Origin of the sequence: Mesorhizobium sp. M1307, from assembly GCF_040318155.1 — a bacterium.
Lineage (GTDB): Bacteria > Pseudomonadota > Alphaproteobacteria > Rhizobiales > Rhizobiaceae > Mesorhizobium.
Genome location: NZ_JAMYLR010000001.1, coordinates 662,371 through 685,550, shown reverse-complemented (window position 1 = coordinate 685,550; position 23,180 = coordinate 662,371). Strand labels below are relative to the sequence as shown.

Genomic DNA, 23,180 nt, shown 5'->3' with positions numbered 1-23,180 from the left:
GGCGTTTCTGGCAACAGCTCATTCATTATGGCAGAAGCGGACGAGGGAGTTGGACGAAGCGAGACGGCATACTAGATTAGTCCATCATCGATCCGGAATCGCGGAGGAAGGACCCCATGGCCGAAATCGTTGCCATCAAACCTGCCGTTGCCGAAGGGCCCGTCGTCTCCAGGCTGGACAAGGGCGTGCTCCGTCTGACGCTCGCCAATCCGCCGGCCAACGCTCTTTCGCTTGCAGTGATGGCGGCGCTGATGACGGAACTCGACCGCGCCAAGGCCGACAAATCCGTCCGCGTCATCGTCCTTGGGGCGGCCGGCAAAGTGTTCTGCGCCGGACACGACCTCAAGGAGTTGAGCGCGCACCGCGCCGATGCCGATCGCGGCAGGGCCTTTTTCGAAAAGACGTTTTCCGCCTGCGCTTCACTGATGCAGGCGATCGTTCGCCATCCTAAGCCGGTGATCGCCGAAGTCGACGGCCTGGCGACGGCGGCCGGATTGCAGCTGGTCGCCAGCTGCGATCTCGCCATCGCCTCGCACGAGGCGACCTTCTGCACGCCTGGCGTCAATATCGGACTGTTCTGCTCGACGCCGATGGTGGCGCTGTCGCGCAACGTCTCGCGCAAGCACGCCATGGAGATGCTTTTGACCGGCGAGACGATCGATGCGGCAACCGCCAAGGAATTCGGCTTGGTCAACCGCGTCGTGCCGCGCGAATATCTGAATCAGATTGTCACCAAATACGCGCAAACCATTGCGTCCAAATCCTCCCTGGTCGTCAAGATCGGCAAGGAAGCCTTCTACGAACAGGCAGAAATGGGGCTGGCCGAGGCCTATGATTACACCGGGCGCGTCATGGTCGAGAACATGCTGGCGCGCGATGCGGAAGAGGGCATCGGTGCCTTCATCGGCAAGCGCAAGCCGGAATGGCCGGAGGAATAGGAGGCGGATATGGAACCGCGCATCTCCATCATCACCATAGCTACCGACGATCTCGACCGCGCGGTGCGCTTCTATGAGGCGATGGGCCTGAAGCGCCATGCCGGGATCACCGAGGGCGTTGCCTTCTTCCAGATGGGCGGCGCCATTCTCGGCCTGTTCCCGCGGCAAAGCGCCGAAGAGGATTCGGGCGTGACCTTCAGCAAGGCACCTTCGGCCGTCTACCTTGCCTACAACACCCGCTCTGACGCCGAGGTCGACGAAGTGCTTGCGGCGGCTGAGAAGGCCGGCGGCAAGATCGTCAAGCCGGCCGGGCGCGCCTTCTGGGGCGGCTGGTACGGCTATTTCGCCGATGCGGACGGGCATGTCTGGGAAGTCGCGCACAATCCCGCTTTTCCGATCGCGGAAGACGGATCGATTTCGCTGCCGGGCTGACGACGTTCTCCCTGGCCCATTGCAAGCCACTTGCTCGGCTGTTGGCACCTCACTCCGAAGCGCTGTATGACGAGGCATGAACCACGACGCCTACGACAACGCCTATATCGCCGGCATTCTCAATTCCGTGAAGACCATCGCCATGGTCGGCGCGTCGGCCAACGATGTGCGGCCGAGCTATTTCGTGCTGAAATATCTGCTCGGCAAGGGGTTTTCGGTGTTCCCGATCAATCCCGGCCAGGCCGGCAAGGCGATTCTGGGCCAGATGACCTATGCCAGGCTCGCCGACGTTCCGGAACCTGTCGATATGGTCGACGTGTTTCGCGCTTCCGCTGCCGTGCCGGGCATTGTCGACGAGGTGTTGCGGCTCGATCCGCTGCCGAAGGTCATCTGGATGCAGCTTGGCATACGCCATGACGAGGCGGCCGCACGCGCCGAAGCCGCCGGCATCAAGGTGGTGATGAACCGTTGCCCCAAGATCGAATATGGCAAGCTGTCCGGCGAGATCGGCTGGACCGGCGTCAATTCAGGCGTGCTGTCGTCGAAGAAGCCGCTGATGCGGCCGGGGTTCCAGAGTTTCGGCGTTCGCCAGAAGTAGGTAATGAATGGTGAATGGTGAATAGAAGGATTTTTCTGGAAGGCGGGCAAGGCGGCATATGAGCCGCTTGCAATCAGGGTGGGGCTGGCCGACTTTGCCATTCACCATTCACCATTCACCATTCACCATTCACCATTCACCATTCACCATTCACCATTCACCATTGAGGGAGGTTTTTCGATGGCCCGCATGCCCGGTTTCAATACGCTCGCCGTCCATGCCGGCGCCAAGCCGGATCCGGCGACCGGCGCACGCGCGACGCCGATCTACCAGACCACCTCCTTCGTCTTCGACGATGCCGACCATGCCGCCTCACTGTTCGGGCTGAAGGCGTTCGGCAACATCTACACCCGCATCATGAACCCGACGCAGGCGGTGCTGGAAGAGCGCATCGCGGCACTCGAAGGCGGCACGGCAGGCCTTGCCGTCGCCTCCGGCCATGCCGCGCAGGTGCTGGTCTTCCACAACCTGATGCAGCCCGGCGACAATTTCGTTTCCGCGACAAAGCTTTACGGCGGCTCGATCAACCAGTTCGGCCACGCCTTCAAGAATTTCGGCTGGCAGGTGCGCTGGGCCGACACCAACGATATCTCGACCTTCGAGAGTCAGATCGACGACAGGACCAAGGCGATCTTCATCGAGAGCCTGGCTAACCCTGGCGGCGTCTTCGTCGATATCGAGAAGATCGGCGACATCGCCCGCAAGCACGGCCTGCCGCTGATCGTCGATAACACGCTGGCCTCCCCCTACCTGCTGCGGCCGATCGAGCATGGCGCCGACATCGTCGTGCATTCACTGACCAAGTTCATCGGCGGCCACGGCAATTCCATCGGCGGCGCCATTGTCGACGGCGGCACCTTCGACTGGTCGAAGTCGGGCAAATATCCGATGCTGTCGGAACCGCGCCCCGAATATGGCGGCCTCGTCCTGCACGAAACCTTCGGCAATTTCGCTTTCGCCATTGCCGCCCGAGTGCTCGGCCTGCGCGATATCGGCGCGGCGATTTCGCCGTTCAACGCTTTCCTGATCCTGACCGGTCTGGAAACCTTGCCGCTCAGGATGCAGCGCCACTGCGACAATGCGGCGGCGGTCGCCGGATGGCTCTCCAACCATCCCAAGGTCGCCTGGGTTTCCTATCCCGGCCTGCCCGGCGACAAGAACAACGCGTTGCAGAAGAAATACTCGCCGCTTGGCGCCGGCGCGGTGTTCACATTCGGGCTGAAGGGCGGCTATGCGGCGGGCATCAAGTTCGTCGAGGCGCTCGAACTGTTCTCGCATCTGGCCAATGTCGGCGACACCAAGTCGCTGGTCATCCACCCGGCATCGACCACGCATCGCCAGCTTTCCGACGAGCAGAAGATCAACGCGGGGGCAGGGCCGGACACGGTCAGGCTTTCGGTCGGCATCGAGGACGTCAACGACATCGTCGCCGATCTGGAACAGGCTCTCGCCAAGGTTTGATCGCCATGACCACGCCGAAATTTCTGTCCGTCGGCGTCGACACCGTCGAACCGGAACTTGGCGCACCAGCGCCGGATCGCCTGATTTCGGGCGATCCGAAATTCCGCACCTGGAATGTCGAGGAACAGGACGGCGGCCTCTATGCCGGCGTCTGGGAAGCAACGCCCGGCAAATGGCGCATCGAATATGATGAGTGGGAGTTCTGCCACATCCTGTCAGGGGTTTCGGTGATCGCCGAAGACGGCGGCGATGCGCGCACCGTCAGGGCAGGCGACAGTTTCGTGCTGAGGCCGGGCTTTAGAGGAAGCTGGGAAGTGCTTGAAACGACGCGCAAGGAGTATGTAATCAAGCTTTGATCTCGCATGGCGCCGGACTTTACAAAAGCCATCGATGTCCGTGTCGGAAAATCCGTATCGGCTCATCATGTCGCGGTGCCATGAAACTTTCCCAGCGAATCATGACTGCCTCCGCTTCCGCGCTCCGACTAAGGCTTCATTCAGGGTGAATGTGACCGTCACGTTCGATCCGTTTCCGGCCGCGGGCCGGTGTAGCGGAGAATCCAGAGCCCCAGGTTCTTGTCAGTTATGTAAATGAAGCCGCGCCGGTCCACGACCACGTCCTCGGTCTGAACAACCAGCTTGTCTTCCGGCATAGGGCCGTAGCGTCGGACTGGCTCCGGCGGGATGAAGTAGCCGACCTCGCGCGGAAGCCGAGTATTTGAGACGTCATAGACCCTGAGCCCAGCGTTGAAGTGCGCGATATAGAACAGATCGCCTTGTTTCTGGACATCGGGATGATGCTGGTGGTGGTTGATGTTGTGCGGTCCGCGCCAGCCGCCACGAGTTGTGAAATCCGAATAGGGAGCGCCTTCGGGTGGCACTGGTTCGGGCAACAGCGACAGCAGAAAGGGTTCACTGGAATCGGAAATATCGACGATCGAAGCGTGATGCATCGGACCAAGTCCATAGGTGACGTTCTCCGAATTGGCGAAGGCAATGCCGCGCTCTGGAATCGGCAGCACGCTATGCACACCGAAGCGCGAATGAAACGGAGGGCTGAAGCTCAGGCCGCCGACCTGCCTCGGCTGGGAGACGTCGCTAATATCGAGCACAACGATTCCCGCCGCACCATAAGGCAAATAGACAAGATCGCCAGTGACATAAGGCGGGCCGTGCAGCGAGACATCCTCGCCCGTGCTGGCGCAGAAGGCGCCGCACATGCATTGCGGCTTCAGTCGCAACCGGTAGCGATCGGCGGTCTCCTGGTCGGCGGCGGGCTTCGCAGCCGCAAAGCTCTCGCCGCCGGCCTCGTGCTGGCCCGGCACCCACCAGCGTCCGGCTTCGCGCGGATTCGAGCGATCCGAAATATCGAGGATGACGTAGATGTTGCCCCTGTAACCCGGCATGCCGGCGGCAAGGTGGACATAACGTCCACCGGGATAGAGGTTGCGATGCGTGCCGTTTCCGCCGGTGCGGTAGTGACTGAGTTGTTTCAGATTGATGGGATCCGCGATATCCCAGATCAGAACGCCTTCGCCGAACGGTGCGTCGGGGTCACCGCCGAAATTAGCAAAGGGCTTTTCGAGGGCGGTCACCATCGTGTCGCCGGACAAATCTATTTGTAGAGTCCAAGTATTCGTGCCGAGATAGGGCACGAACTTGACCGTCTCGGGCTTGGCCGGGTCGGTCACGTCCACGATGCTCCAGCCGGAGTGCCAGAAGTGCCCAGTGTAGAGATACCAACGTTCGCCAACCTGCCTGATCGCCATTTTGAAGGCTGGGCGATGATCGAGATCGGTATAACCCACTGCTTCGACATTGTGGGCGAAAGCGCCAGGGGGCGCTGGCGACGAAGCTGGAACGGGTTGGGCAAGGGCCTCGCAGACAAGACCGGATTGAGATGTCGCGGCGATCGTCGCGCCGATGAGCGGCACTTTCAGCATCTGGCGGCGTGAAATCTCGGAATTTTTCAAAGCGCGTCTCCCGGATTTTGCAGCTTTCCGGATTTTGCAGATTCCGATACTTTCCGTCCAATATCGTTTGAGCCATGGGTAATTCTATTTGGGAAATTAAAGGCTGAAGATGAACCACAAGCTGATGCAGTCCTTCATGGCCGTCGCCGAAGAGCTGCATTTCGGGCGCGCGGCAGCGCGCTTGCATATCTCACAGCCGCCCCTGACAAAGCAGATCCAGCAACTGGAACAGGCGATGGGTGTGCGCTTGCTGGAGCGCACCAAGCGCAAGGTCGAACTGACTGCGGCGGGGCGTGTGTTCCTTGATGAGGTTAGGGCCGTGCTTCACCAGACAGAGCAGGCGGTGGAGCTTGCTCGCAAAGCCGATCGTGGCGAAACCGGCCATCTTGCTGTCGGATTCATCGACGCGGCTATCTACAGTGTGGTGCCTTCTGTCGTCCAACGCTTCACCAAGCGCTATCCCGAGGTCGAGTTGAGCCTGACCGACCTGCGCATTCCCAATCAAGTCAGGGCAGTGGCCGAACGCCAGCTCGATATCGGTTTTGTCCATCCTCCCGTCGTTCACGAGGCATTGAGGGTCGAAAGCATACTGGTCGAACCCCTGATCGTGGCCTTGCCGGAAACGCATCGGCTGGCCTCGGAAGCAGAGGTCGCGCTGGCCGACCTGGCCTCCGAAGCGTTGATTCAGTTCCCGCGCAGCATCAATCCATCCCTCTATGACGAGATCGTCGGGCTGTGCCGTTCATCCGGGTTCAGCCCGAGGATCGTTCGAGAAGCAACGCCCAAGCAGACAATCATCGGACTTGTATCCGTCGGGCTGGGCGTCTCGTTGCTGCCCGCTTGTCTGCAAAATTTGCGCCGGCACGGCGTCGTTTATCGCCCCATCCAGGGACGAACCTTGTCCATCGACACTTCAATCATCTACCGGCATGAACAACCCTCGCCGGTGCTGAAGGCCTTCCTCGACATCGTCCGCGAGACGACGCAAAAAGATTCAAATCCCGTCTCTCTTCAAGCTTCATGACCGAATTTCTGTAGGCATCCGGGATTGTTAGTGTGAGGTCTTGCTTCCGGTAGCTTCATCGTTCGATCGGCGATTATTTGGCACTCGCGACCTTGAGATGTTACCTATTTGACCGGAATTCGCCGGAGCCGGCTTTCGAAGCCTGTCGTCGGAAGCCGTCCTCAGATTCTGATGGCAAGCGTTTCCAGCCCGTGGAAATGATACGTGTCACGGAAGCGCGGCTGTTCGGCCATTTGGAGCCGCGGCAGGCGTTCGAACAAGGTTTTCAGCGACACCTGCAGTTCGAGCCGGGCGAGCGGCGCGCCGATGCAGAAATGGATGCCGGCGCCGAACGATACGTTCTTCTGGTCGGCACGGTCCGGCCTGAAGGCGAGGGGCTCGGCAAACGCAGTAGGGTCGCGATTGGCCATGCCGAGCAACAGCCCGATCGTCTCGCCCGGCTGGACGATGATCCCCGGCCCGGCCTCGACCTCCTGATAGGCGTAGCGCGTGAACATGTGCAGCGGCGCGTCGAAGCGCAGGCACTCTTCGACCGTCGCGGCTGTTGCTTCCGGTGAGGCGAAGAAGCGGCGCGCGTCGCCGCCTTGCGCAAGGATCGAGCGCACCGCATTGCCGGTCTGGTGGACAGTTGCTTCATGGCCGGCATTGAGCAAAAGGATGGCCGAGGATACCAGCTCGTCCTCCGACAGTTTCTGGCCGTCCTCCTGTGCCGCAATCAGCAGCGACAGAAGATCCTCGCCCGGCCTCTTTCGCCGCTCGGCGACGTAGCCGCGCAGAAAATCGGAAAAGTCGCGCGCGGCGCGATTGGCCGTGTCCTCCGTCTCGCGGGTGCGGCCATGCATGTACATGGCGACCATCCGATGCGACCAGTCGAGCAGCTGCGGCCCCATGTCGACCGGCACGCCGAGCATCTCCGCAATGATGGTGATCGGCAAGGGAGCTGCGAATGCCGGCAGCAGGTCGACTCCTCCTGGTTCGAAACGGTCGATCAGTTCGTTGGCCAGCGCCTCGACACGTGGCCTGAGCCGCTCGACCTGGCGCGAGACGAAGGCGCGGTTGACCAGCGTTCTGAGCCGTGTGTGGACAGGCGGCTCCAGCTCCAGCATCGAATTGGCCTCGATGCCGTCGAACGCGCTGAGGTGCGTGCGGTCCTGACCGATGCCTCGGCTGTCCGGAATGCCGGCCGGGTTCTGCCGGCCGAAGCGGCGATCGCGCAGCAGCCGGTTGACGTCGTCGAAGCCGCCAAAGCACCAGAAACCAAACTCCTCCCAGAAGAAGGCGTTCAATGCGCCATGCAGGAAGGCATAGGCTTCGTAAGGGTTCTGGAAAAAAGCCGGTTCGTGCGGATCGAGCCGCAGGCGGCGGGAGGCTGGATCAAAGGCAAGATAGGGCGGCTTCAATTCGGTCATGCCAGATCATTAGCGCGGCTTGCCAGTCTGGTGCCAGACCGTATGTTGGCCCTCCCGTGAGGTGAGCCGCCGAAGCGGTTGCGGAAGGACGGTTTCATGAATGTGATCGTGGTCGGTGCGGGCATTGCCGGGCTTTCGACGGCGTGGTCGCTGGCCAAGGCCGGTCACCTCGTCTCGATCGTCGAGCAGGGACCAATCCCCAATCCGCTCGCCGCCTCCGGCGACCATCATCGCATCATCCGCCGCGCCTACCGGGCCGGAACGGGCTATGGCCGGCTGATCACCGAAGCGTATGAAGCCTGGGATGAGATGTGGGCCGATCTCGGTGAAAGCCATCTCGATCCGCGCGGCTTCATCTGCATTTCGCGCCAGCCGGGCGATGAGGCCGAGGAATACCGCGAAGGCATGGAAGCCGGGAACTACCCGTTCGAATTGTTCGAGCCGGATGCCGCGGTCGAACGCTGGCCGTTCCTAGAACCTGGTTCATTCCGCTATGCGTATTTTTCGCCGGACGGCGGCGCGCTGCACTGCCGCAAGATCGCTGCCGGCCTCGCCAGGTGGCTGCGCGCGAACGGCGCCAATGTCTACGAAAACAGCAAGGTGGTCGAGATCGACGCCGAGGCCGGGCATGTCGTGCTGGCGGGCGGCGAAACGATGCAGGCCGACCGGATCGTCGTCGCTGCCGGCGCCTGGGTGCTAAAACTGTTCCCGGAGCTGGATGGCGAGCTGAAAACCTGGCGCACCGCGCTCGCCTATGTCGAACCGCCGGCGGACCTGAAAGCGGTCTGGCAGGCAGCACCGGTCGTCCTCAACATTGGCGGCAGCGTCGACGGCTACGTGATCCCGCCCTCCGGCGGCGCCGGCATGAAATTCGGCTCGGGCCTGCACAGGGTGCCGACCAGCGATGCCGACTGGAACCGCCAGCCGGTGCCGGGCGAGGTTGAGGCGATCCGCAACCTGTTTTCGCCGCCGATCGCTCGTATCGAGGAATACAAGGTCACCTGCGCCTACACCTTCACCGCCGACGAGAAATTTCTGGCCCACCGGAAAGGCAGATGCCTGGTCGTCTCGGCCTGCTCCGGCCACGGCTACAAGTTCGGCGCGGCGGTCGGCCGGCGTGTTGCGGCCTGCGTCGGCAATGGCGATGTCGACGGCCTGAAGATATGGCTCAGGGCGGAGGGCGCCTGAGCGCCTAGTATCGGCAATGCCTCGGAATATGCACGCGCCGCCAGCTGGATGAGCCCTCCCTGACCACCACGCGGCGAGCTACTGTCTGATAAGACGCAGGAATGTCGATGATGCGCCGTTGCTCCGGCCGCACGAGAACCTCTTCGGCGACGCCCTCGTACTCGGCGGGGAGGACAACGCGCCGCCGGCGTTCCGGCTCAACCACGACGATTTCGGCCACGCGTTCATAGCGCGCCCTGTGCCTGACCTTGCACAGCACCTTGCGGCCATGAATGATGCGCCATTCCCAGGAATAGCCGCCGTCATCGACCCTCACGGTGCGGTAGATGGTGCGGGTGATGGCGGGCACGATCTCGTAGCTGACGCGCGCCGGCGCGATCTGCACCACGCGCTCGCGCGTCCCGTAGATCGGCGCTTCATACTGCACCTGCTGGCCGGCTGGGCTGACGAGCACATCCTCGTAGACGGTGTCGTAGACGGCCGGCCGATTGACCTGCTCGTAGCATTCGACCGCGTGTCCGCCGGCGGCCGTTTCGGATGCCATGCCGAGGACGGTGATGCCGGCAAGGGCCAAGGAAGCAGTTTTCCTGATCATCGCACTCCCCCTGTTTGAACTGCGTGAAGCGAGTTCAACGTTGGATTGTAGGGTAAGCCGTGGCCGGAAAAAGCGGTTTCACCACTTTTCGTTAAGCGATGCGGTTAAGAAACTGCTAAACAACGGCCAAGCATGAGCGCCCCTTCCCACGGCAGGAGAGGGGCTGCCGGCACGGCGACAGGCGAAACTGGTTTGGAAACCTTGATTCGACTTAACCGGATGGCTAGGAGAGGCGGCCTTGCGCTAGGGTGAGCCGGCATCCTATTTACACAATAACGATCCAGAACCGATTCTGCCCGATTGCAAATCTCCGGCGCCGGAATCCCATCCTCAAAAAGGGATAGTCCATGAAGAACCCCGTCGAAACCTACATGAACCTCGTTCCGATGGTGGTCGAACAGACCAATCGCGGCGAGCGGGCCTACGACATTTTCTCGCGGCTCCTCAAGGAGCGCATCATTTTCATCACCGGCCCGGTCGAGGATGGCATGGCGACGCTGGTCTGCGCGCAGCTGCTGTTTCTCGAGGCCGAGAATCCGAAGAAGGAAATCAACCTCTATATCAACTCGCCCGGCGGCGTCGTCACCTCCGGCATGGCGATCTACGACACGATGCAGTTCATCAAGCCTGCCGTGTCGACGCTCTGCATCGGTCAGGCCGCCTCGATGGGCTCGCTGCTCTTGACGGCGGGCCACAAGGACATGCGCTTTGCCACGCCGAACGCCCGCATCATGGTCCACCAGCCTTCCGGCGGCTTCCAGGGCCAGGCTTCCGACATCGAGCGCCATGCCCAGGACATCATCAAGCTGAAGCGCCGCCTCAACGAGGTTTACGTCAAGCACACCGGCAAGAGCTACGATGAGATTGAAAAAACGCTCGACCGTGACCATTTCATGACTGCCGACGAGGCCAGGGATTTCGGCCTCATCGACAAGGTCATTTCGTCACGTGAGCCGGTCGAAGGTATTGCCTTATAGGCCCGCGGTGGCCCCGCGGTGGCAATGAGTGGCGGGATCACGCGCTTTTGGCGCAGCTTGCGGCATTTCGGCCACAATTGGCTGTTCCCTCGACGGGTGCAATTGCCTACGTTAAGGCTATGTTGATTTTCGACGGCTTAGCTTTGCGTGGGGTTGTTCGAATCATTGCCCCGTTTTCCGATTTGTGTTTCGTACGGAATGCGTTGCGGGAGCCGGGGCACTGGCGGCAGCGGATTCCCGCGATAGATTGAATATGCGCCCTTTCAACCAGACCATCGGCGGGCGGCCATGAAAGGACAGGAAAATGAGCAAGGTCGGCAACAACAGCGGTGATTCCAAGAACACGCTTTATTGCTCGTTTTGCGGCAAAAGCCAGCACGAAGTGCGCAAGCTGATCGCCGGGCCGACGGTGTTCATCTGCGACGAATGCGTCGAACTGTGCATGGACATCATCCGCGAGGAGAACAAGACCTCGATGGTGAAGTCGCGCGAGGGCGTGCCGACCCCACAGGAAATCCTCAAGGTTCTCGACGACTACGTCATCGGCCAGCCTTACGCCAAGCGCGTGCTGTCGGTGGCCGTCCATAACCACTACAAGCGCCTCGCCCATGCCGGCAAGAACAACGACGTCGAACTGGCGAAGTCTAACATCCTGCTGATCGGCCCGACCGGTTGCGGCAAGACGCTGCTGGCGCAGACGCTGGCCCGCATCATCGACGTCCCCTTCACCATGGCCGACGCGACGACGCTGACCGAGGCCGGCTATGTCGGCGAGGATGTCGAGAACATCATCCTGAAGCTGTTGCAGTCGGCCGACTACAATGTCGAGCGCGCCCAGCGCGGCATCGTCTATATCGACGAGATCGACAAGATCTCGCGCAAGTCGGACAATCCCTCGATCACCCGCGACGTCTCGGGCGAGGGCGTGCAGCAGGCACTTTTGAAGATCATGGAAGGCACTGTCGCCTCCGTGCCGCCGCAGGGCGGCAGGAAGCATCCGCAGCAGGAATTCCTGCAGGTCGACACCGCCAACATCCTGTTCATCTGCGGCGGCGCTTTCGCCGGCCTGGACAAGATCATCTCGGATCGCGGCAGGAAGACCTCGATCGGTTTCGGCGCCATCGTTGCTTCGCCCGAGGATCGCCGCACCGGCGATGTTTTCCGCCTGGTCGAGCCTGAGGATCTCTTGAAGTTCGGCCTCATTCCCGAGTTCGTCGGCCGTCTGCCTGTCCTGGCGACGCTGGAGGACCTCGACGAGCCGGCGCTGATCCAGATCCTGACCGAGCCGAAGAACGCGCTGGTCAAGCAGTACCAGCGGCTGTTCGAGATGGAGAATGTCGACCTGACCTTCCACGAGAACGCGCTGTCGGCGATCGCCAAGCGCGCCATCGACCGCAAGACCGGCGCGCGCGGCCTGCGTTCGATCATGGAAGCGATCCTTCTCGACACCATGTTCGAACTGCCGGCGCTGGAAGGCGTGCGCGAAGTGGTTATTTCGGAAGAGGTGGTGTCAGGCAACGCCAGGCCGCTCTACATCTATTCCGAGCAGAAGGAAAAGAAAGGCAACGTCAGCGCCTGACGTGAGCCGGCAATGGATTTTTCTGAAACGGCGCCGCAGGGCGCCGTTTTGCTGTCACACCGCGTCATCGCTGCGGATTGGAGGGACGGACCGTGTTGACCCTTGATCTTTACCCCCTGTGCCTCCAACTAATGGCAGAAGGCCGTGGTGCCGAATTCTGTGCTGTAAAACTCCCGTCACAAACGGTGGTAGGCGGAACGATCCCCGGTCGTTAATATGAGATTCGCGGTTGGCCGATTGGCGGCCGCGATATGAAAGGTTGGACAATGGCCAAATTATCCAAGGCTCCCAGCGACGGCGTCTTCGCAGTCCTCCCACTGCGCGACATCGTGGTGTTCCCGCACATGATCGTTCCGCTCTTCGTCGGGCGTGAAAAGTCGATCAAGGCGCTGGAAGAAGTGATGGGTCAGGAAAAGCAGATCCTGCTTGCGACCCAGATGAATGCCGCCGACGACGATCCGGAGCCCGATGCCATCTTTGACATCGGCACGCTCGCCAATGTGCTGCAATTGCTGAAACTGCCGGACGGCACCGTGAAGGTGCTGGTCGAAGGTGCCTCGCGCGCGAAAATCGTCGCGTTCACCGACCGTCCCGATTTCCATGAAGCCCGTGCTGCGGCGCTGGTCGAACCGGATGAGGAAGAGGTCGAGGTCGAGGCGCTGGCGCGTTCCGTGGTCACCGACTTCGAGAACTACGTCAAGCTGAACAAGAAGATCTCGCCCGAAGTGGTGGGTGCCGCCAGCCAGATCGACGACTATTCCAAGCTCGCCGACACGGTCGCTTCGCACCTTGCCATCAAGATCCCCGAGAAGCAGGAGATGCTCGCCACGCTGTCCGTCAAGGAACGGCTGGAAAAGGCGATGGGCTTCATGGAAGCCGAAATCTCGGTGCTGCAGGTGGAGAAGCGCATCCGCTCGCGCGTCAAGCGCCAGATGGAGAAGACGCAGCGCGAATACTACCTCAACGAGCAGATGAAGGCGATCCAGAAGGAGCTCGGCGAAGGCGAGGACGGCCGCGACGAGGCCGCCGAGATCGAGGCGCGCATCAAGAAGACCAAGCTCTCCAAGGAGGCCCGCGAAAAGGCGGAAGCCGAGCTGAAGAAGCTGCGGACGATGTCGCCGATGTCGGCTGAATCGACCGTCGTGCGCAACTATCTCGACTGGCTGCTGTCGATCCCGTGGGGCAGGAACTCCAAGGTCAAGCAGGATCTGGCCTTTGCCCAGAACGTGCTCGATACGGATCATTTCGGCCTCGACAAGGTCAAGGACCGCATCGTCGAATACCTCGCCGTGCAGAGCCGCCAGAAGAAGCTGAAGGGGCCGATCCTGTGCCTCGTCGGACCTCCCGGCGTCGGCAAGACCTCGCTCGGCAAGTCGATCGCCAAGGCGACCGGCCGCGAGTTCATCCGCATGGCGCTGGGCGGCGTGCGCGACGAGGCCGAGATCCGCGGTCACCGCCGCACCTATATCGGCTCGATGCCCGGCAAGGTCATTCAGTCGATGAAGAAGGCGAAGAAATCCAACCCGCTCTTCCTGCTCGACGAGATCGACAAGATGGGCCAGGATTTCCGCGGCGATCCGTCATCGGCTTTGCTCGAGGTGCTCGATCCCGAGCAGAATTCGACGTTCATGGACCATTACCTCGAGGTCGAATACGACCTGTCGAGCGTGATGTTCGTGACGACGGCGAACACGCTGAACATCCCTGCGCCCTTGATGGACCGCATGGAGATCATCCGTATCGCCGGCTACACCGAGGACGAGAAGATCGAGATCGCCAAACGTCACCTGATGCCCAAGGTGATCCGCGACCACGCGTTGCAGCCGAAGGAATTCTCCGTCGGTGAGGACGCGATCCGCGGCATCATCCAGACCTACACCCGTGAAGCGGGCGTCAGGAGCCTGGAGCGCGAGCTGATGAAGCTCGGGCGCAAGGCCGTGACCGAGATCCTGAAGACGAAGAAGAAGACGATCAACATCACGGCGGACAATCTTGCCGATTACCTTGGTGTTCCGCGCTTCCGCTTCGGCCAGGTCGAGAGCGACGATCAGGTCGGCGTGGTCACCGGGCTCGCCTGGACCGAAGTCGGCGGCGAGCTGTTGACGGTGGAAGGCGTCATGATGCCCGGCAAGGGCCGCATGACCGTGACCGGCAATCTGCGCGACGTGATGAAGGAATCGATTTCGGCGGCGGCGTCCTACGTCCGCTCGCGGGCCATCGATTTCGGCGTCGAGCCGCCGCTGTTCGACAAGCGCGATATCCACGTCCACGTGCCGGAAGGCGCAACGCCCAAGGACGGACCGTCGGCTGGCGTGGCGATGGCGACGGCGATCGTCTCGGTGCTGACCGGAATCCCGGTCAAGGCCGATGTGGCGATGACCGGCGAGATCACGCTGCGCGGCAGGGTGCTGCCGATCGGCGGCCTCAAGGAGAAGCTGCTTGCCGCACTTCGCGGCGGCATCAAGAAGGTGCTGATCCCGGAAGAGAACGCCAAGGATCTGGCGGAGATTCCGGAGAACGTGAAGAGCGGCATGGAGATCATTCCGGTCTCACGGGTTGGCGAAGTGTTGCGCCATGCGCTGGTGCGCATGCCGGAACCGATCCAGTGGGTCGAACCCGTCAATGCGCCGGCCGTGGTCGATGTCGGAGACGAAGCTGGTAAATCGCTGGCGCATTAGCTCTTGCTAAAGTTGCAATGCACAAAGAGAGAGCCGGGCCTTGAGCCCGGCTTTTTCGTGTGAAGAACCCCGGATTTCCGGGCTTTTTTCGACTTTCCCGGCGCTTTTCGACTTGGTTGCCGGAGCGCTTCTTTCTAAAGTCCGTTTCCTGCCGGATGAGTCGAGTGTTCCGGTTTTCTCATGGAAGGGAATTTTTATGAACAAGAACGAACTGGTGTCCGCTGTCGCCGATGCCGCGAGTATTTCGAAGGGTGACGCGCAGTCGGCGGTTGATGCGGTGTTTTCCGTCATCACCGGCGAACTGAAAAAGGGCGGCGATGTCCGGCTTGTCGGCTTCGGAAATTTCACCGTGTCACAACGCGCCGCGTCGACCGGCCGCAATCCGCAGACCGGTGCGGAAGTGAAGATCCCGGCGCGCACCGTGCCGAAGTTCTCGGCCGGCAAGGGCCTCAAGGACGCGGTCAACTAAGCGCCTCCTTAAGTCTTTCAGAGAAAAGAAAAGCCGGTATATCCGGTTTTTCTTTTCTGTGCCCGCAGCGTCGTTGGAAAAGGCGGCGCTATGCCGTCGGCGCATCCGCGCGCATCAAGCCTTCTGTCTTGAGATCGGCCCACAGCGCCGATGGCAGTTTTGTGTCGAGCAGCGAGCGATTGCTTTCGACTTCGCCCGGCCGCTGGCCGCCCGGGATTACCGAGACGACCGAAGGATGCAGCAGCGGGAACTGCAGCGCCGCCTCGATCAGGCGCACGCCGTGGCGCTTGCAGACGGCCTCGATGCGGGTGACGCGGTCGATGATGTCCTGCGGCGCCTCCGAATAGTTGTAGTAGGCGCCGGGCTTCGGCCCGGTTGCCAGGATGCCGGAATTGTACGGCCCGCCGAGAACGATGCCGATGCCGCGTTGCTGGCATAGCGGCAGGAAAGACTGCAGCGCTTCCTGCTCCAGCAGCGTGTAACGCCCGGCAAGCAGGAACAGATCGAAATCGCCGCGCTCGGCCAGCGTCTGGGCAACCGGCCACTCGTTGATGCCGCCGCCGAACGCCTTGATCACGCCCTGGTCGCGCAATGCCAGCAATCCGTAGTAGCCGGAGCTCATGAATTCCTGGATGCGCTGGTCCGAGGCTTCCTTGCTGCCATGGGTGAAGATGTCGACATCGTGCACGAACAGGATGTCGATGCGGTCGACGCCGAGCCGTTCCAGCGAGGCTTCGAAGGAGCGCATGACGCCGTCATAGCAGTAATCGTAGACCTCGCGGCGCGATGGGGTGTCGAAGAATTTGCCGATGCCGGTGCGCTGTTCCGGCGGGCAGGCGCGCATGATGCGCCCGACTTTGCTGGACAGCACGTAGTCGTCACGCTTCTTCGAACGCAGGAACGGATTGAGCCGCGTTTCGGCAAGGCCCAGCCCATAGAGCGGCGCGGTGTCGTAGTAGCGGCAGCCGACCCGCCATGCCGCCTCCAGCGTAGCATTGGCATCCTCATCGGATACGGCGCGATAAAGATTGCCGAGCGGCGCAGTGCCGAAGCCGAGCTCGGTGAAGGTGATGCCGCCATTGCCGATGCGGTCGAAATGCCGTGTCTTCATATGCTGCCGTTTCCTCATTTGCGATTTTGCCGTGACACTATCACGGCTGTGGCGCATCAAAAGCACTGCGTGTCGTTGGACACCGATTTTCGCGGTGATAGCATGAGTGAAAACAAGCTGTTCGGGGCAGATGTGACTGAGATATTCAAATGGTTCTCCGGCACCGGCAAGCTGGTGCAAATGTCATGACGGACGCCGGCGAAAACCTGTTTGGGATTGCGCTGAACGAGCTTGGCACCGTGCTGGAGCGCATCGACGAAAGCCGTATCGACGCAGCTTGCGCCATCTTGGCTGGCGCGAGAAGGATCGTCACCTATGGCTGCGGCCGCGAGGCGCTGCAGGTCCAGGGTTTTGCCATGCGGCTCTACCATCTCGGTCTGCCGGTGTCGGTCGTCGGCGACATGACCACGCCGCCGCTGGGCGAGGCCGATGTCTTCCTCGCCAGTTCCGGCCCGGGTGAGACGTCGACGGTGCTGACCTTGATGCAGGTCGCGCGCGAGGCCGGTGCCACAGTCCTGCTGCTCACCGCACAAGCCGACAGCTCTGCCGCGAAGCTGGCCGATTTCACACTGCTTATCCCGGCTCAGACCATGGCCGACGACCAGGGGCCGGAAAAGACATCCGTCCTGCCGATGGGCTCGGTGTTCGAAGGCGCGCTGTTCGTCCTCTTCGAAGTGATGGTGCTGAAGCTCAGGGATCTGACCGGCGTCTCGGCGGAAGCGATGCGCGCCCGCCACACCAATATGGAGTAGGTGTCATGCGCTACGAACTGATGCTGCCGCATCAGATCCGCAAGGCGATCGCCGAGAACTGGCCGGTCGTGTTGCCGCTGGGTGTGCTCGAATATCACGGCGAGCACATGGCCGTCGGCATGGACACGCTGGCGGTGGTCAAGAGCCTGGAACTGTTCGAAAAAGAAGCCGAGATCGTCATTCTGCCGCCCTTCTATTACGGCGCGGCGAGCTATGCTGTTGCAGCACCGGAAGGCAGCGGCTCGGTGCAGGTCGGCGGCAATGTGCTGGCGCCATTTGCGGAAGAACTGTTCTACAGCCTGCTGCGCATCGGCTTCCGCAACATCCACGCCATCATTCACCACCAGACCGAAAATTTTGCCGCCGGCATGCCAACCGATCTCGCCTTCAAGGCCGCCGGCCGGCAGGCGATCTTCCGCTTCCTGGAGAAAGAACGTGGCGAAGGCTGGTGGGGCTCTCCGGCGATGGCCGACTATTATGCCGAGCACGCCGAGGGCAGCAATTTCTTCAACTGGGTGCAGGTGCATCCGCTGATGCCGGCTTCAATGCACAGCCGGTACCCGTTCGACCATGCCGGCACCGGCGAGACGTCACTGATGCTGGCGCTGTGCCCGGAAGCGGTGGATGTCGGCCGCTTCGCCGACAACACCGGCTGGTACACGGCAAGTGCGCCCGAAGCCTCGGCGGAATTGGGGCAAAAAGGGGTTGCCATGATCCTCGAGCATTTGCGGGCAACACTTTCGGGTTAGCGCGCTTTTCCCTTCTCCCACAACAAGGGGAGAAGGGAGAGCCGGCGCAGTTATTTCACCGCGCCCGCTGTCATGCCCATGATCAGGTAACGCTCGAGCGCGATGCCGATGACGGCGAGCGGTGTGATGGCGGCGGTGGCAAGCGCTGCCATCGACCACCAGTTGATGCCTTGTGAGCCGGTCTGGCTCGCCACCATGACAGGGATGGTCTTTGCGTCGGTCGAGGTCAAAAGCGCAGCGAAGAAATACTCGTTCCAGCACAGCACCATCGCCAGGATGAAGGCGGCGACCATGCCCGGCAGCGCGATTGGCATGACGATGCGCAAGAAGGCGCCCCAGATCGACAGGCCGTCGACGAGTGCTGCCTCCTCCAACTCCACCGGGATGGAGTTGAACTGGTCGCGCATGATCCAGATGACGATCGGTAGCACCATCAGCGTGTAGAGCAGGATCAGCCCGACGCGCGTGTCGAGCAGGCCGACCTCACGGTAAAGCACGAGGAAAGGCAGGGCCAAAACCACCGGTGGCAGGATCAGCTGCGACAGGAAGAAGAAGGAAATATCCTCGTTCCTGAACCAGGCAAACTTGTAACGATAGCGGGTCAGCCCGTAGGCGGCGAGGCTGCCGATGACGATGGCGAGGCTCGACGCACCGACCGAAGTGATGACCGAATTCATGAAACGCTTGATGAATTCGTCGCGAACCGTCGACGTCCGAAAGATCGAGTCCGGCGACAGACCGAGCGAACGCCAGCCCTTCCAGTCGGGTTTGAAATCGAGAAACGGGATCAGATGGCCCTGGGTGACGTCGACCGCGGTCTTGAACGAAGTGGTTATCGTCCAATAGATCGGGAACAGGCAGATGAAAGCCCAGAAGATGAGCGCGCCATAGATGAAGACGCGGTTGGCGACGAAGCTCGCCGGCGAGCGGATTTCGGAAGCGGCATAGTCGGTGGTCTGAACGCTCATCTTGCCAGCCCGATCAGTTGACGTTGCGCACGAAGCGGCTGGCGAATTTCAGCAGCCAGGTCACGAACACGATGATGATGATCAAATAGGCCATCGCCAGCATCGTGCCGTAGCCGACGTTCGAACGGTCGCGATATTCGCGGTAGATGAAACTGGACACCGAATCGGTCGCGCCGCCCGGCCCGCCGGAGGTGACGGTGATGATGATATCGGCGAGCTTCAGCTTGAAGATGATGCGCAGGATGACCGCCGTCACCGACACCGGCAGCATCAGCGGGAAGGTGACCTGCCAGAAAGTCTGCCAGGCAGTGGCGCCATCGACACGCGCCGCCTCGAGCACCTCGCGCGACATCGCCTGCAGGCCGGCGAGCAGCATGATCATCATGAACGGGATGAACGTCCACGCGTCGAGCACCATGATCGAGATGCGGGCGGTGATCGGGTTGGAGAAGAAGGCCGGGTTTTCCCAGCCGAGATGCCGCGCCAACGTCGCGGCGGGCCCGAAGCGGTATTCCATCAGCGACTTGCCGATCATCCACGACACCGCCACCGGCGACAGCATCAACGGCATGAGAAACACGACGCGGAAGAATTTTCGTGCCCTAATCTGCGCGTTGAGCAGCAGCGCCAGGCCGAAGGCGATGACATATTCGACGAACACCGCCAGCACGTAGAGCACCATGTTGAACAGCGCGTTGCGATAATAGGCGTCGTTCAGCATCTGCCAGAAATTGTCGAGCCCGTTGAACTGCCGTCCGCTGAAGGAACTGAGGTTCCAGTCGGTCAGCGCGATATAGAAGCCGAACAGCGTCGGGAAGATCACCATGGCAATGGTAAACAGCAGCGCCGGCAGCAGGAACAGCGCGCGCTGGCCGTCCTCGCCGCGCGTCAGTACCTGGCCGATGCCGAGCGCGACACCCCACAGCACGTAGGCGTAGACCACCGGCCGCCAGGTGTCGAAGCCGATAGTGTCGACCTCGCTTTTGTAGAGGATTTGCAGCGCGATCACCGCCAGAAGGCCGAGCGTCGCAGCAGCCATCAGAGCCCAGCCAAGCCGTTTGCGGCTCCGCGGTATCAGGTCGGATGGCACGGCGCCTGCCGGCCATTCACTTGTCGACAAAGTCTGGTCAGCCAGGGTCCGGTCAGCCACGCGTTCTTGCCCGTTCACAGGAGGCTCGATGACCGGCCGAGCCGGTCGAGGCCAAGTCGGTCAAGGTGAGGTCCGGCGGCTGTGCGCCGCCGAACCAGTTTCACTATCTCAGCCTACATGCCGAGCGAGGCCTTGTAGAGCTTGACCTGTTTGTCGCGGCCGATCTGGTCGGTCAGCTTCTCCCAGGCGGCTGCGATGGCGTCGGCGCCTTCCTGCGCCTTCATCTTGCCGGCAAAGGTGTTGGCCAAAATGTCCTCGGCAGCGCTGTAGTACTGGAAGATGCCGGGGATGCGCGGCTCGATCGCCGCGTTCGGATGGTTGTAGCTGTCGGCTTCCGACTTCAGATACGAGGTGATGAACGCCTCGTCGTAGCCCGCCGCCACCCATTCCGGAATGTTGAAATGCGAGTTGCGATAGGGCTGGAAACCCGACGGATAGGCCGCGCACCAGAGCGACAGGTCCTTGCCGCCGAGGTGGGCAGCGGCAGACCATGCCGCCTTCTTCTTCTTTTCGTCGCTGTCGACGCGGGCCATGACATAAACGCCCCAGCCGAGATAGGCGCAGTTCGGCGCATGGTTCGGGCCGCTGGCGAGCTTGTCCCACTGGCCGGTCTTGGAGTTGTAGACATCGTCCGAGCCCGGCAGGATCGAGAAGCCGGTGATATCGCCGACGACCGAGGAATCGTTGGTCTTGACGTTCGAACCGACGTCGCCCCACCAGGTAACCATCGAACCGGTGCCTGCCAGGAATTGCTGGAAGGCGGTAGTGTTCGGGTCGGCGTTGATCTGGTCGGCAGGTTCGGAGGGCAGGGCATCGATGACGTCCTGGATCGCCCGCACCCATGCCGGATTGTTGACGCGCGGCTTCATCGTGTCGGCATCAAACAGCCAGGCCTTGTCATCGGGATGCTTGGCGTAGGCGCTGGCGCGGCTGCCGAGGAAATAAAAGCCGAAACCGCCCCAGGGCTTGGGCGCATCGAGATAGCCAAAGACATCCTGGCCTTTCACCTGCTTGCCCTTGAGGAACTTCGTCACCGCCTGCACCTGCTGCCAGGTCTTCGGCACGCCCCATTCGCCTTCTCCGCCGCCGTCCTTCCAGGCCTTGGCGAGGTCGGCATCGGCAAACACGTCGGTGCGGTAGTTGAAATTATGTGCGTCGCCATCAACGGTCACGCGATATTGCTTGCCGTCCCATGTGCCCACCGGCGGCTGCAGATAGGCCACGACATCCTTCATGTCGATCTGGTCCTTGACCCAGTCCGGCATCTCGGAGGTGAGACCCTTGCCGCAGACGTCGCCTTCGAACGGTGCCCCCATTTCGATGATGTCGAAATCGACGGTGCCGGTCGCGATCGACTGCTGCAGGCGGGCGTTGTAGTCAGCCTGCGCCAGGTCGATCCAGTTGATCTTGGCGCCGGTATAGGTCTCCCACGGCTTCAGGAAGCCGCGAAACAGCACATTGTGCAGGTTCTGGTTGTTGAGGCCCATGAAGGTGAGTTCGACACCGGCGAATTCGCCTTCCTTGACATTGGCCTTGGTGGCGCCAAGGCAAAGCTCGCCGACCTGCTGGAAGTCGGCATCGGTCGGCTGACCCTTGCCCACACCCGGGATCTGCAGGATCTGCGCACGCAGGTCGTCGGCGGCCGCAGCCGTGCGCGTCAGCGCACCAAGTCCGGCGCTTGAGGCCGCCGCGAGGGCGGCCATGCTGGCCGCTCCCTTCAGCACGTCGCGGCGGGTGGCCCCGGCGCGGACAAGTTGGTTATAAAGGCTGACTTTCATTTCGTTCCTCCCAGAAGGTCAATTGTGAATTGGTTCAGATGGTGGAGCGCCGATTATGTTCCCCAACGACAGCGACTCCCGTAAATAGCGGCCCGAATTCTCCCTCCCGCGACGCTTGGCATTCAGTGCCGGACAAGCGTACCGGTGCGCCCGGAACAGGGTCATAAGCCGGACACTGTCACTATTCGCACAACGAAGTGCGGTGTCAACGTGAATGGGTTTTTTATCTATAAGAGACTGACTTGCCCTCGCCGTTTGCGTTGTTTAGCTTCACGGCAACTGAAGGGGGAATGATGGCTCAAGTCGCGATCCGCAATGTGGCCAAGGCGTTCGGTACCGTCAAGGTTCTGCACGATGTCAGCGTCGACATCGCCGACGGGCAGTTCGTGGTGCTGGTCGGGCCTTCCGGCTGCGGCAAGTCCACGCTGCTGAGGATGGTGGCCGGGCTGGAAACGGTCTCCGGCGGCACCATCGCCATCGGCGAGCGCGTCGTCAACCATCTGCCGCCGGCCAAGCGCGACATCGCCATGGTGTTCCAGAACTACGCGCTCTATCCGCACAAGACGGTCGAGCAGAACATGGCCTTTGCTCTCAAGCTGCGCAAAACCGACCCGGCGGTGGTCACTGAGCGGGTCAAGCGCGCCGCCGACATCCTCGACCTCAATCCCTACCTCAAGCGCTATCCGCGCCAGCTCTCCGGCGGCCAGCGCCAGCGCGTCGCCATGGGCCGCGCCATCGTGCGCAACCCGCAGGTGTTCCTCTTCGACGAGCCGCTCTCCAATCTCGACGCCAAGCTGCGTGTCCAGATGCGCACCGAGATCAAGGAACTGCACCAGCGGCTGAAGACCACCACCATTTACGTCACCCACGACCAGATCGAGGCGATGACCATGGCCGACAAGATCGTGGTGATGCGCGACGGTCGCATCGAACAGGTCGGCGCGCCGCTGGAATTATTCGACCGGCCGGCCAACCTGTTTGTCGCCGGCTTCATCGGCTCGCCCTCGATGAACCTGCTCAAGGGCGTCGTGCGCAAGGGCGACAAGCCCGTCGTCGAGATCGCCGGGACGCCGTTCCCAATTGCGGCGACCAGTGCCGTCGAGGATGGCCGTAATGTCGTCTACGGCGTGCGGCCCGAGCATCTCGAAATCCATCCCGATGGTGTTCCGGCGAAGATTTCGGTGGTCGAGCCGACCGGTTCCGAGACTTTGGTGTTCCTGCGCTTCGGCGAGGGCGAGATGGTGGCGCTGTTCCGTGAGCGCCACGACTTCAAGCCGGGCGACACACTGCACCTGAAACCGCGGCTCGACCAGGTGCATCTCTTCGACGCAGAGACCGGCAAGCGTCTCTGA

21 protein-coding genes are annotated in these 23,180 nt (G+C 61.6%); 14 read left to right on the top strand and 7 right to left on the bottom strand.

Going from position 1 to position 23,180, the window contains the following annotated elements:
* The first annotated feature begins 116 nt into the window (after positions 1-116).
* From NKH16_RS03595 to NKH16_RS03575, 5 genes are all read left to right on the top strand, one after another.
* Complete coding sequence (locus NKH16_RS03595) at positions 117-938, top strand: enoyl-CoA hydratase (RefSeq protein ID WP_352745776.1); 822 nt, start codon at positions 117-119, stop codon at positions 936-938.
* 9 nt (positions 939-947) lie between these two features.
* Entirely contained in the window at positions 948-1,370 is a 423-nt protein-coding gene (locus tag NKH16_RS03590) for a VOC family protein (RefSeq protein WP_352702557.1), read from the top strand.
* 76 nt (positions 1,371-1,446) lie between these two features.
* Entirely contained in the window at positions 1,447-1,968 is a 522-nt protein-coding gene (locus tag NKH16_RS03585; RefSeq protein WP_352542616.1) for a CoA-binding protein, read from the top strand.
* Positions 1,969-2,148: 180 nt separating this feature from the next.
* A complete protein-coding gene (locus NKH16_RS03580) occupies positions 2,149-3,429 on the top strand; it encodes an O-acetylhomoserine aminocarboxypropyltransferase (protein WP_352745774.1) in 1,281 nt (426 codons plus the stop codon).
* Positions 3,430-3,434: 5 nt separating this feature from the next.
* Positions 3,435-3,785: a cupin domain-containing protein gene (locus NKH16_RS03575; RefSeq protein WP_352646533.1), complete on the top strand. Its 351-nt coding sequence runs from the start codon at positions 3,435-3,437 to the stop codon at positions 3,783-3,785.
* Positions 3,786-3,943: 158 nt separating this feature from the next.
* Here the strand turns inward: NKH16_RS03575 and NKH16_RS03570 are convergent, their stop codons facing one another.
* Complete coding sequence (locus tag NKH16_RS03570) at positions 3,944-5,401, bottom strand: LVIVD repeat-containing protein (protein ID WP_352745772.1); 1,458 nt, start codon at positions 5,399-5,401, stop codon at positions 3,944-3,946.
* Positions 5,402-5,510: 109 nt separating this feature from the next.
* Between NKH16_RS03570 and NKH16_RS03565 the strand changes: the two genes are divergently transcribed.
* Positions 5,511-6,425 carry a LysR family transcriptional regulator gene (locus tag NKH16_RS03565; protein WP_352745769.1) on the top strand — a complete coding sequence of 305 codons (915 nt, stop codon included), beginning with the start codon at positions 5,511-5,513 and terminating at the stop codon, positions 6,423-6,425.
* Between the two features lie 161 nt (positions 6,426-6,586).
* Here the strand turns inward: NKH16_RS03565 and NKH16_RS03560 are convergent, their stop codons facing one another.
* On the bottom strand, positions 6,587-7,834 hold the full coding sequence (locus NKH16_RS03560; RefSeq protein WP_352745766.1) for a cytochrome P450: 1,248 nt from the start codon (positions 7,832-7,834) through the stop codon (positions 6,587-6,589).
* 96 nt (positions 7,835-7,930) lie between these two features.
* On the opposite strand from NKH16_RS03560, the gene NKH16_RS03555 reads away from it, so the two are divergent.
* Positions 7,931-9,022, top strand: coding sequence for an NAD(P)/FAD-dependent oxidoreductase (locus tag NKH16_RS03555; protein ID WP_352745763.1), 1,092 nt, complete (start codon positions 7,931-7,933; stop codon positions 9,020-9,022).
* Between the two features lie 4 nt (positions 9,023-9,026).
* Here the strand turns inward: NKH16_RS03555 and NKH16_RS03550 are convergent, their stop codons facing one another.
* Complete coding sequence (locus NKH16_RS03550; RefSeq protein ID WP_352745760.1) at positions 9,027-9,617, bottom strand: hypothetical protein; 591 nt, start codon at positions 9,615-9,617, stop codon at positions 9,027-9,029.
* Between the two features lie 347 nt (positions 9,618-9,964).
* Here NKH16_RS03550 and NKH16_RS03545 point away from each other — a divergent pair, with 347 nt between their 5' ends.
* The 4 genes from NKH16_RS03545 (at position 9,965) to NKH16_RS03530 (ending at position 15,320) form a co-directional block, all read left to right on the top strand.
* Positions 9,965-10,594 (top strand): ATP-dependent Clp protease proteolytic subunit, encoded by a 630-nt coding sequence (locus NKH16_RS03545; RefSeq protein ID WP_023674655.1) that lies wholly within the window; start codon positions 9,965-9,967, stop codon positions 10,592-10,594.
* A 304-nt stretch (positions 10,595-10,898) separates the two neighbouring features.
* On the top strand, positions 10,899-12,173 hold the full coding sequence (gene clpX, locus NKH16_RS03540; RefSeq protein ID WP_352449349.1) for an ATP-dependent Clp protease ATP-binding subunit ClpX: 1,275 nt from the start codon (positions 10,899-10,901) through the stop codon (positions 12,171-12,173).
* Between the two features lie 266 nt (positions 12,174-12,439).
* Complete coding sequence (gene lon / locus NKH16_RS03535; protein ID WP_352619243.1) at positions 12,440-14,851, top strand: endopeptidase La; 2,412 nt, start codon at positions 12,440-12,442, stop codon at positions 14,849-14,851.
* 196 nt (positions 14,852-15,047) lie between these two features.
* Positions 15,048-15,320 carry an HU family DNA-binding protein gene (locus NKH16_RS03530; RefSeq protein ID WP_023674657.1) on the top strand — a complete coding sequence of 91 codons (273 nt, stop codon included), beginning with the start codon at positions 15,048-15,050 and terminating at the stop codon, positions 15,318-15,320.
* Between the two features lie 88 nt (positions 15,321-15,408).
* On the opposite strand, the gene NKH16_RS03525 is transcribed toward NKH16_RS03530, so the two are convergent.
* Positions 15,409-16,431: an aldo/keto reductase gene (locus NKH16_RS03525; RefSeq protein ID WP_352745757.1), complete on the bottom strand. Its 1,023-nt coding sequence runs from the start codon at positions 16,429-16,431 to the stop codon at positions 15,409-15,411.
* 185 nt (positions 16,432-16,616) lie between these two features.
* Between NKH16_RS03525 and hxlB the strand changes: the two genes are divergently transcribed.
* Positions 16,617-17,183 (top strand): 6-phospho-3-hexuloisomerase, encoded by a 567-nt coding sequence (gene hxlB / locus NKH16_RS03520; protein WP_352745755.1) that lies wholly within the window; start codon positions 16,617-16,619, stop codon positions 17,181-17,183.
* A gap of 5 nt (positions 17,184-17,188) precedes the next feature.
* Positions 17,189-17,932 carry a creatininase family protein gene (locus NKH16_RS03515; RefSeq protein WP_352745753.1) on the top strand — a complete coding sequence of 248 codons (744 nt, stop codon included), beginning with the start codon at positions 17,189-17,191 and terminating at the stop codon, positions 17,930-17,932.
* 50 nt (positions 17,933-17,982) lie between these two features.
* Here the strand turns inward: NKH16_RS03515 and NKH16_RS03510 are convergent, their stop codons facing one another.
* The 3 genes from NKH16_RS03510 to NKH16_RS03500 form a co-directional block, all read right to left on the bottom strand.
* Positions 17,983-18,900 (bottom strand): carbohydrate ABC transporter permease, encoded by a 918-nt coding sequence (locus NKH16_RS03510; protein ID WP_352571443.1) that lies wholly within the window; start codon positions 18,898-18,900, stop codon positions 17,983-17,985.
* A gap of 13 nt (positions 18,901-18,913) precedes the next feature.
* Positions 18,914-20,035 (bottom strand): carbohydrate ABC transporter permease, encoded by a 1,122-nt coding sequence (locus NKH16_RS03505; RefSeq protein WP_352456633.1) that lies wholly within the window; start codon positions 20,033-20,035, stop codon positions 18,914-18,916.
* Between the two features lie 128 nt (positions 20,036-20,163).
* Positions 20,164-21,828: an ABC transporter substrate-binding protein gene (locus NKH16_RS03500; protein ID WP_023674663.1), complete on the bottom strand. Its 1,665-nt coding sequence runs from the start codon at positions 21,826-21,828 to the stop codon at positions 20,164-20,166.
* Between the two features lie 293 nt (positions 21,829-22,121).
* Here NKH16_RS03500 and NKH16_RS03495 point away from each other — a divergent pair, with 293 nt between their 5' ends.
* Positions 22,122-23,180, top strand: coding sequence for an ABC transporter ATP-binding protein (locus tag NKH16_RS03495; RefSeq protein WP_352456634.1), 1,059 nt, complete (start codon positions 22,122-22,124; stop codon positions 23,178-23,180).

Bases quoted from the DNA above. Each gene is read 5' to 3' on its own strand.
- NKH16_RS03510 (WP_352571443.1), bottom strand. From the start codon at position 18,900: ATGAGCGTTCAGACCACCGACTATGCCGCTTCCGAAATCCGCTCGCCG.
- lon (WP_352619243.1), top strand. From the start codon at position 12,440: ATGGCCAAATTATCCAAGGCTCCCAGCGACGGCGTCTTCGCAGTCCTC.
- NKH16_RS03500 (WP_023674663.1), bottom strand. From the start codon at position 21,828: ATGAAAGTCAGCCTTTATAACCAACTTGTCCGCGCCGGGGCCACCCGC.
- NKH16_RS03575 (WP_352646533.1), top strand. From the start codon at position 3,435: ATGACCACGCCGAAATTTCTGTCCGTCGGCGTCGACACCGTCGAACCG.
- NKH16_RS03530 (WP_023674657.1), top strand. From the start codon at position 15,048: ATGAACAAGAACGAACTGGTGTCCGCTGTCGCCGATGCCGCGAGTATT.
- NKH16_RS03515 (WP_352745753.1), top strand. From the start codon at position 17,189: ATGCGCTACGAACTGATGCTGCCGCATCAGATCCGCAAGGCGATCGCC.
- NKH16_RS03525 (WP_352745757.1), bottom strand. From the start codon at position 16,431: ATGAAGACACGGCATTTCGACCGCATCGGCAATGGCGGCATCACCTTC.
- NKH16_RS03590 (WP_352702557.1), top strand. From the start codon at position 948: ATGGAACCGCGCATCTCCATCATCACCATAGCTACCGACGATCTCGAC.
- NKH16_RS03565 (WP_352745769.1), top strand. From the start codon at position 5,511: ATGAACCACAAGCTGATGCAGTCCTTCATGGCCGTCGCCGAAGAGCTG.
- NKH16_RS03585 (WP_352542616.1), top strand. From the start codon at position 1,447: ATGAACCACGACGCCTACGACAACGCCTATATCGCCGGCATTCTCAAT.
- clpX (WP_352449349.1), top strand. From the start codon at position 10,899: ATGAGCAAGGTCGGCAACAACAGCGGTGATTCCAAGAACACGCTTTAT.
- NKH16_RS03580 (WP_352745774.1), top strand. From the start codon at position 2,149: ATGGCCCGCATGCCCGGTTTCAATACGCTCGCCGTCCATGCCGGCGCC.
- NKH16_RS03550 (WP_352745760.1), bottom strand. From the start codon at position 9,617: ATGATCAGGAAAACTGCTTCCTTGGCCCTTGCCGGCATCACCGTCCTC.
- NKH16_RS03560 (WP_352745766.1), bottom strand. From the start codon at position 7,834: ATGACCGAATTGAAGCCGCCCTATCTTGCCTTTGATCCAGCCTCCCGC.
- NKH16_RS03555 (WP_352745763.1), top strand. From the start codon at position 7,931: ATGAATGTGATCGTGGTCGGTGCGGGCATTGCCGGGCTTTCGACGGCG.
- NKH16_RS03545 (WP_023674655.1), top strand. From the start codon at position 9,965: ATGAAGAACCCCGTCGAAACCTACATGAACCTCGTTCCGATGGTGGTC.
- NKH16_RS03595 (WP_352745776.1), top strand. From the start codon at position 117: ATGGCCGAAATCGTTGCCATCAAACCTGCCGTTGCCGAAGGGCCCGTC.
- NKH16_RS03495 (WP_352456634.1), top strand. From the start codon at position 22,122: ATGGCTCAAGTCGCGATCCGCAATGTGGCCAAGGCGTTCGGTACCGTC.
- hxlB (WP_352745755.1), top strand. From the start codon at position 16,617: ATGACGGACGCCGGCGAAAACCTGTTTGGGATTGCGCTGAACGAGCTT.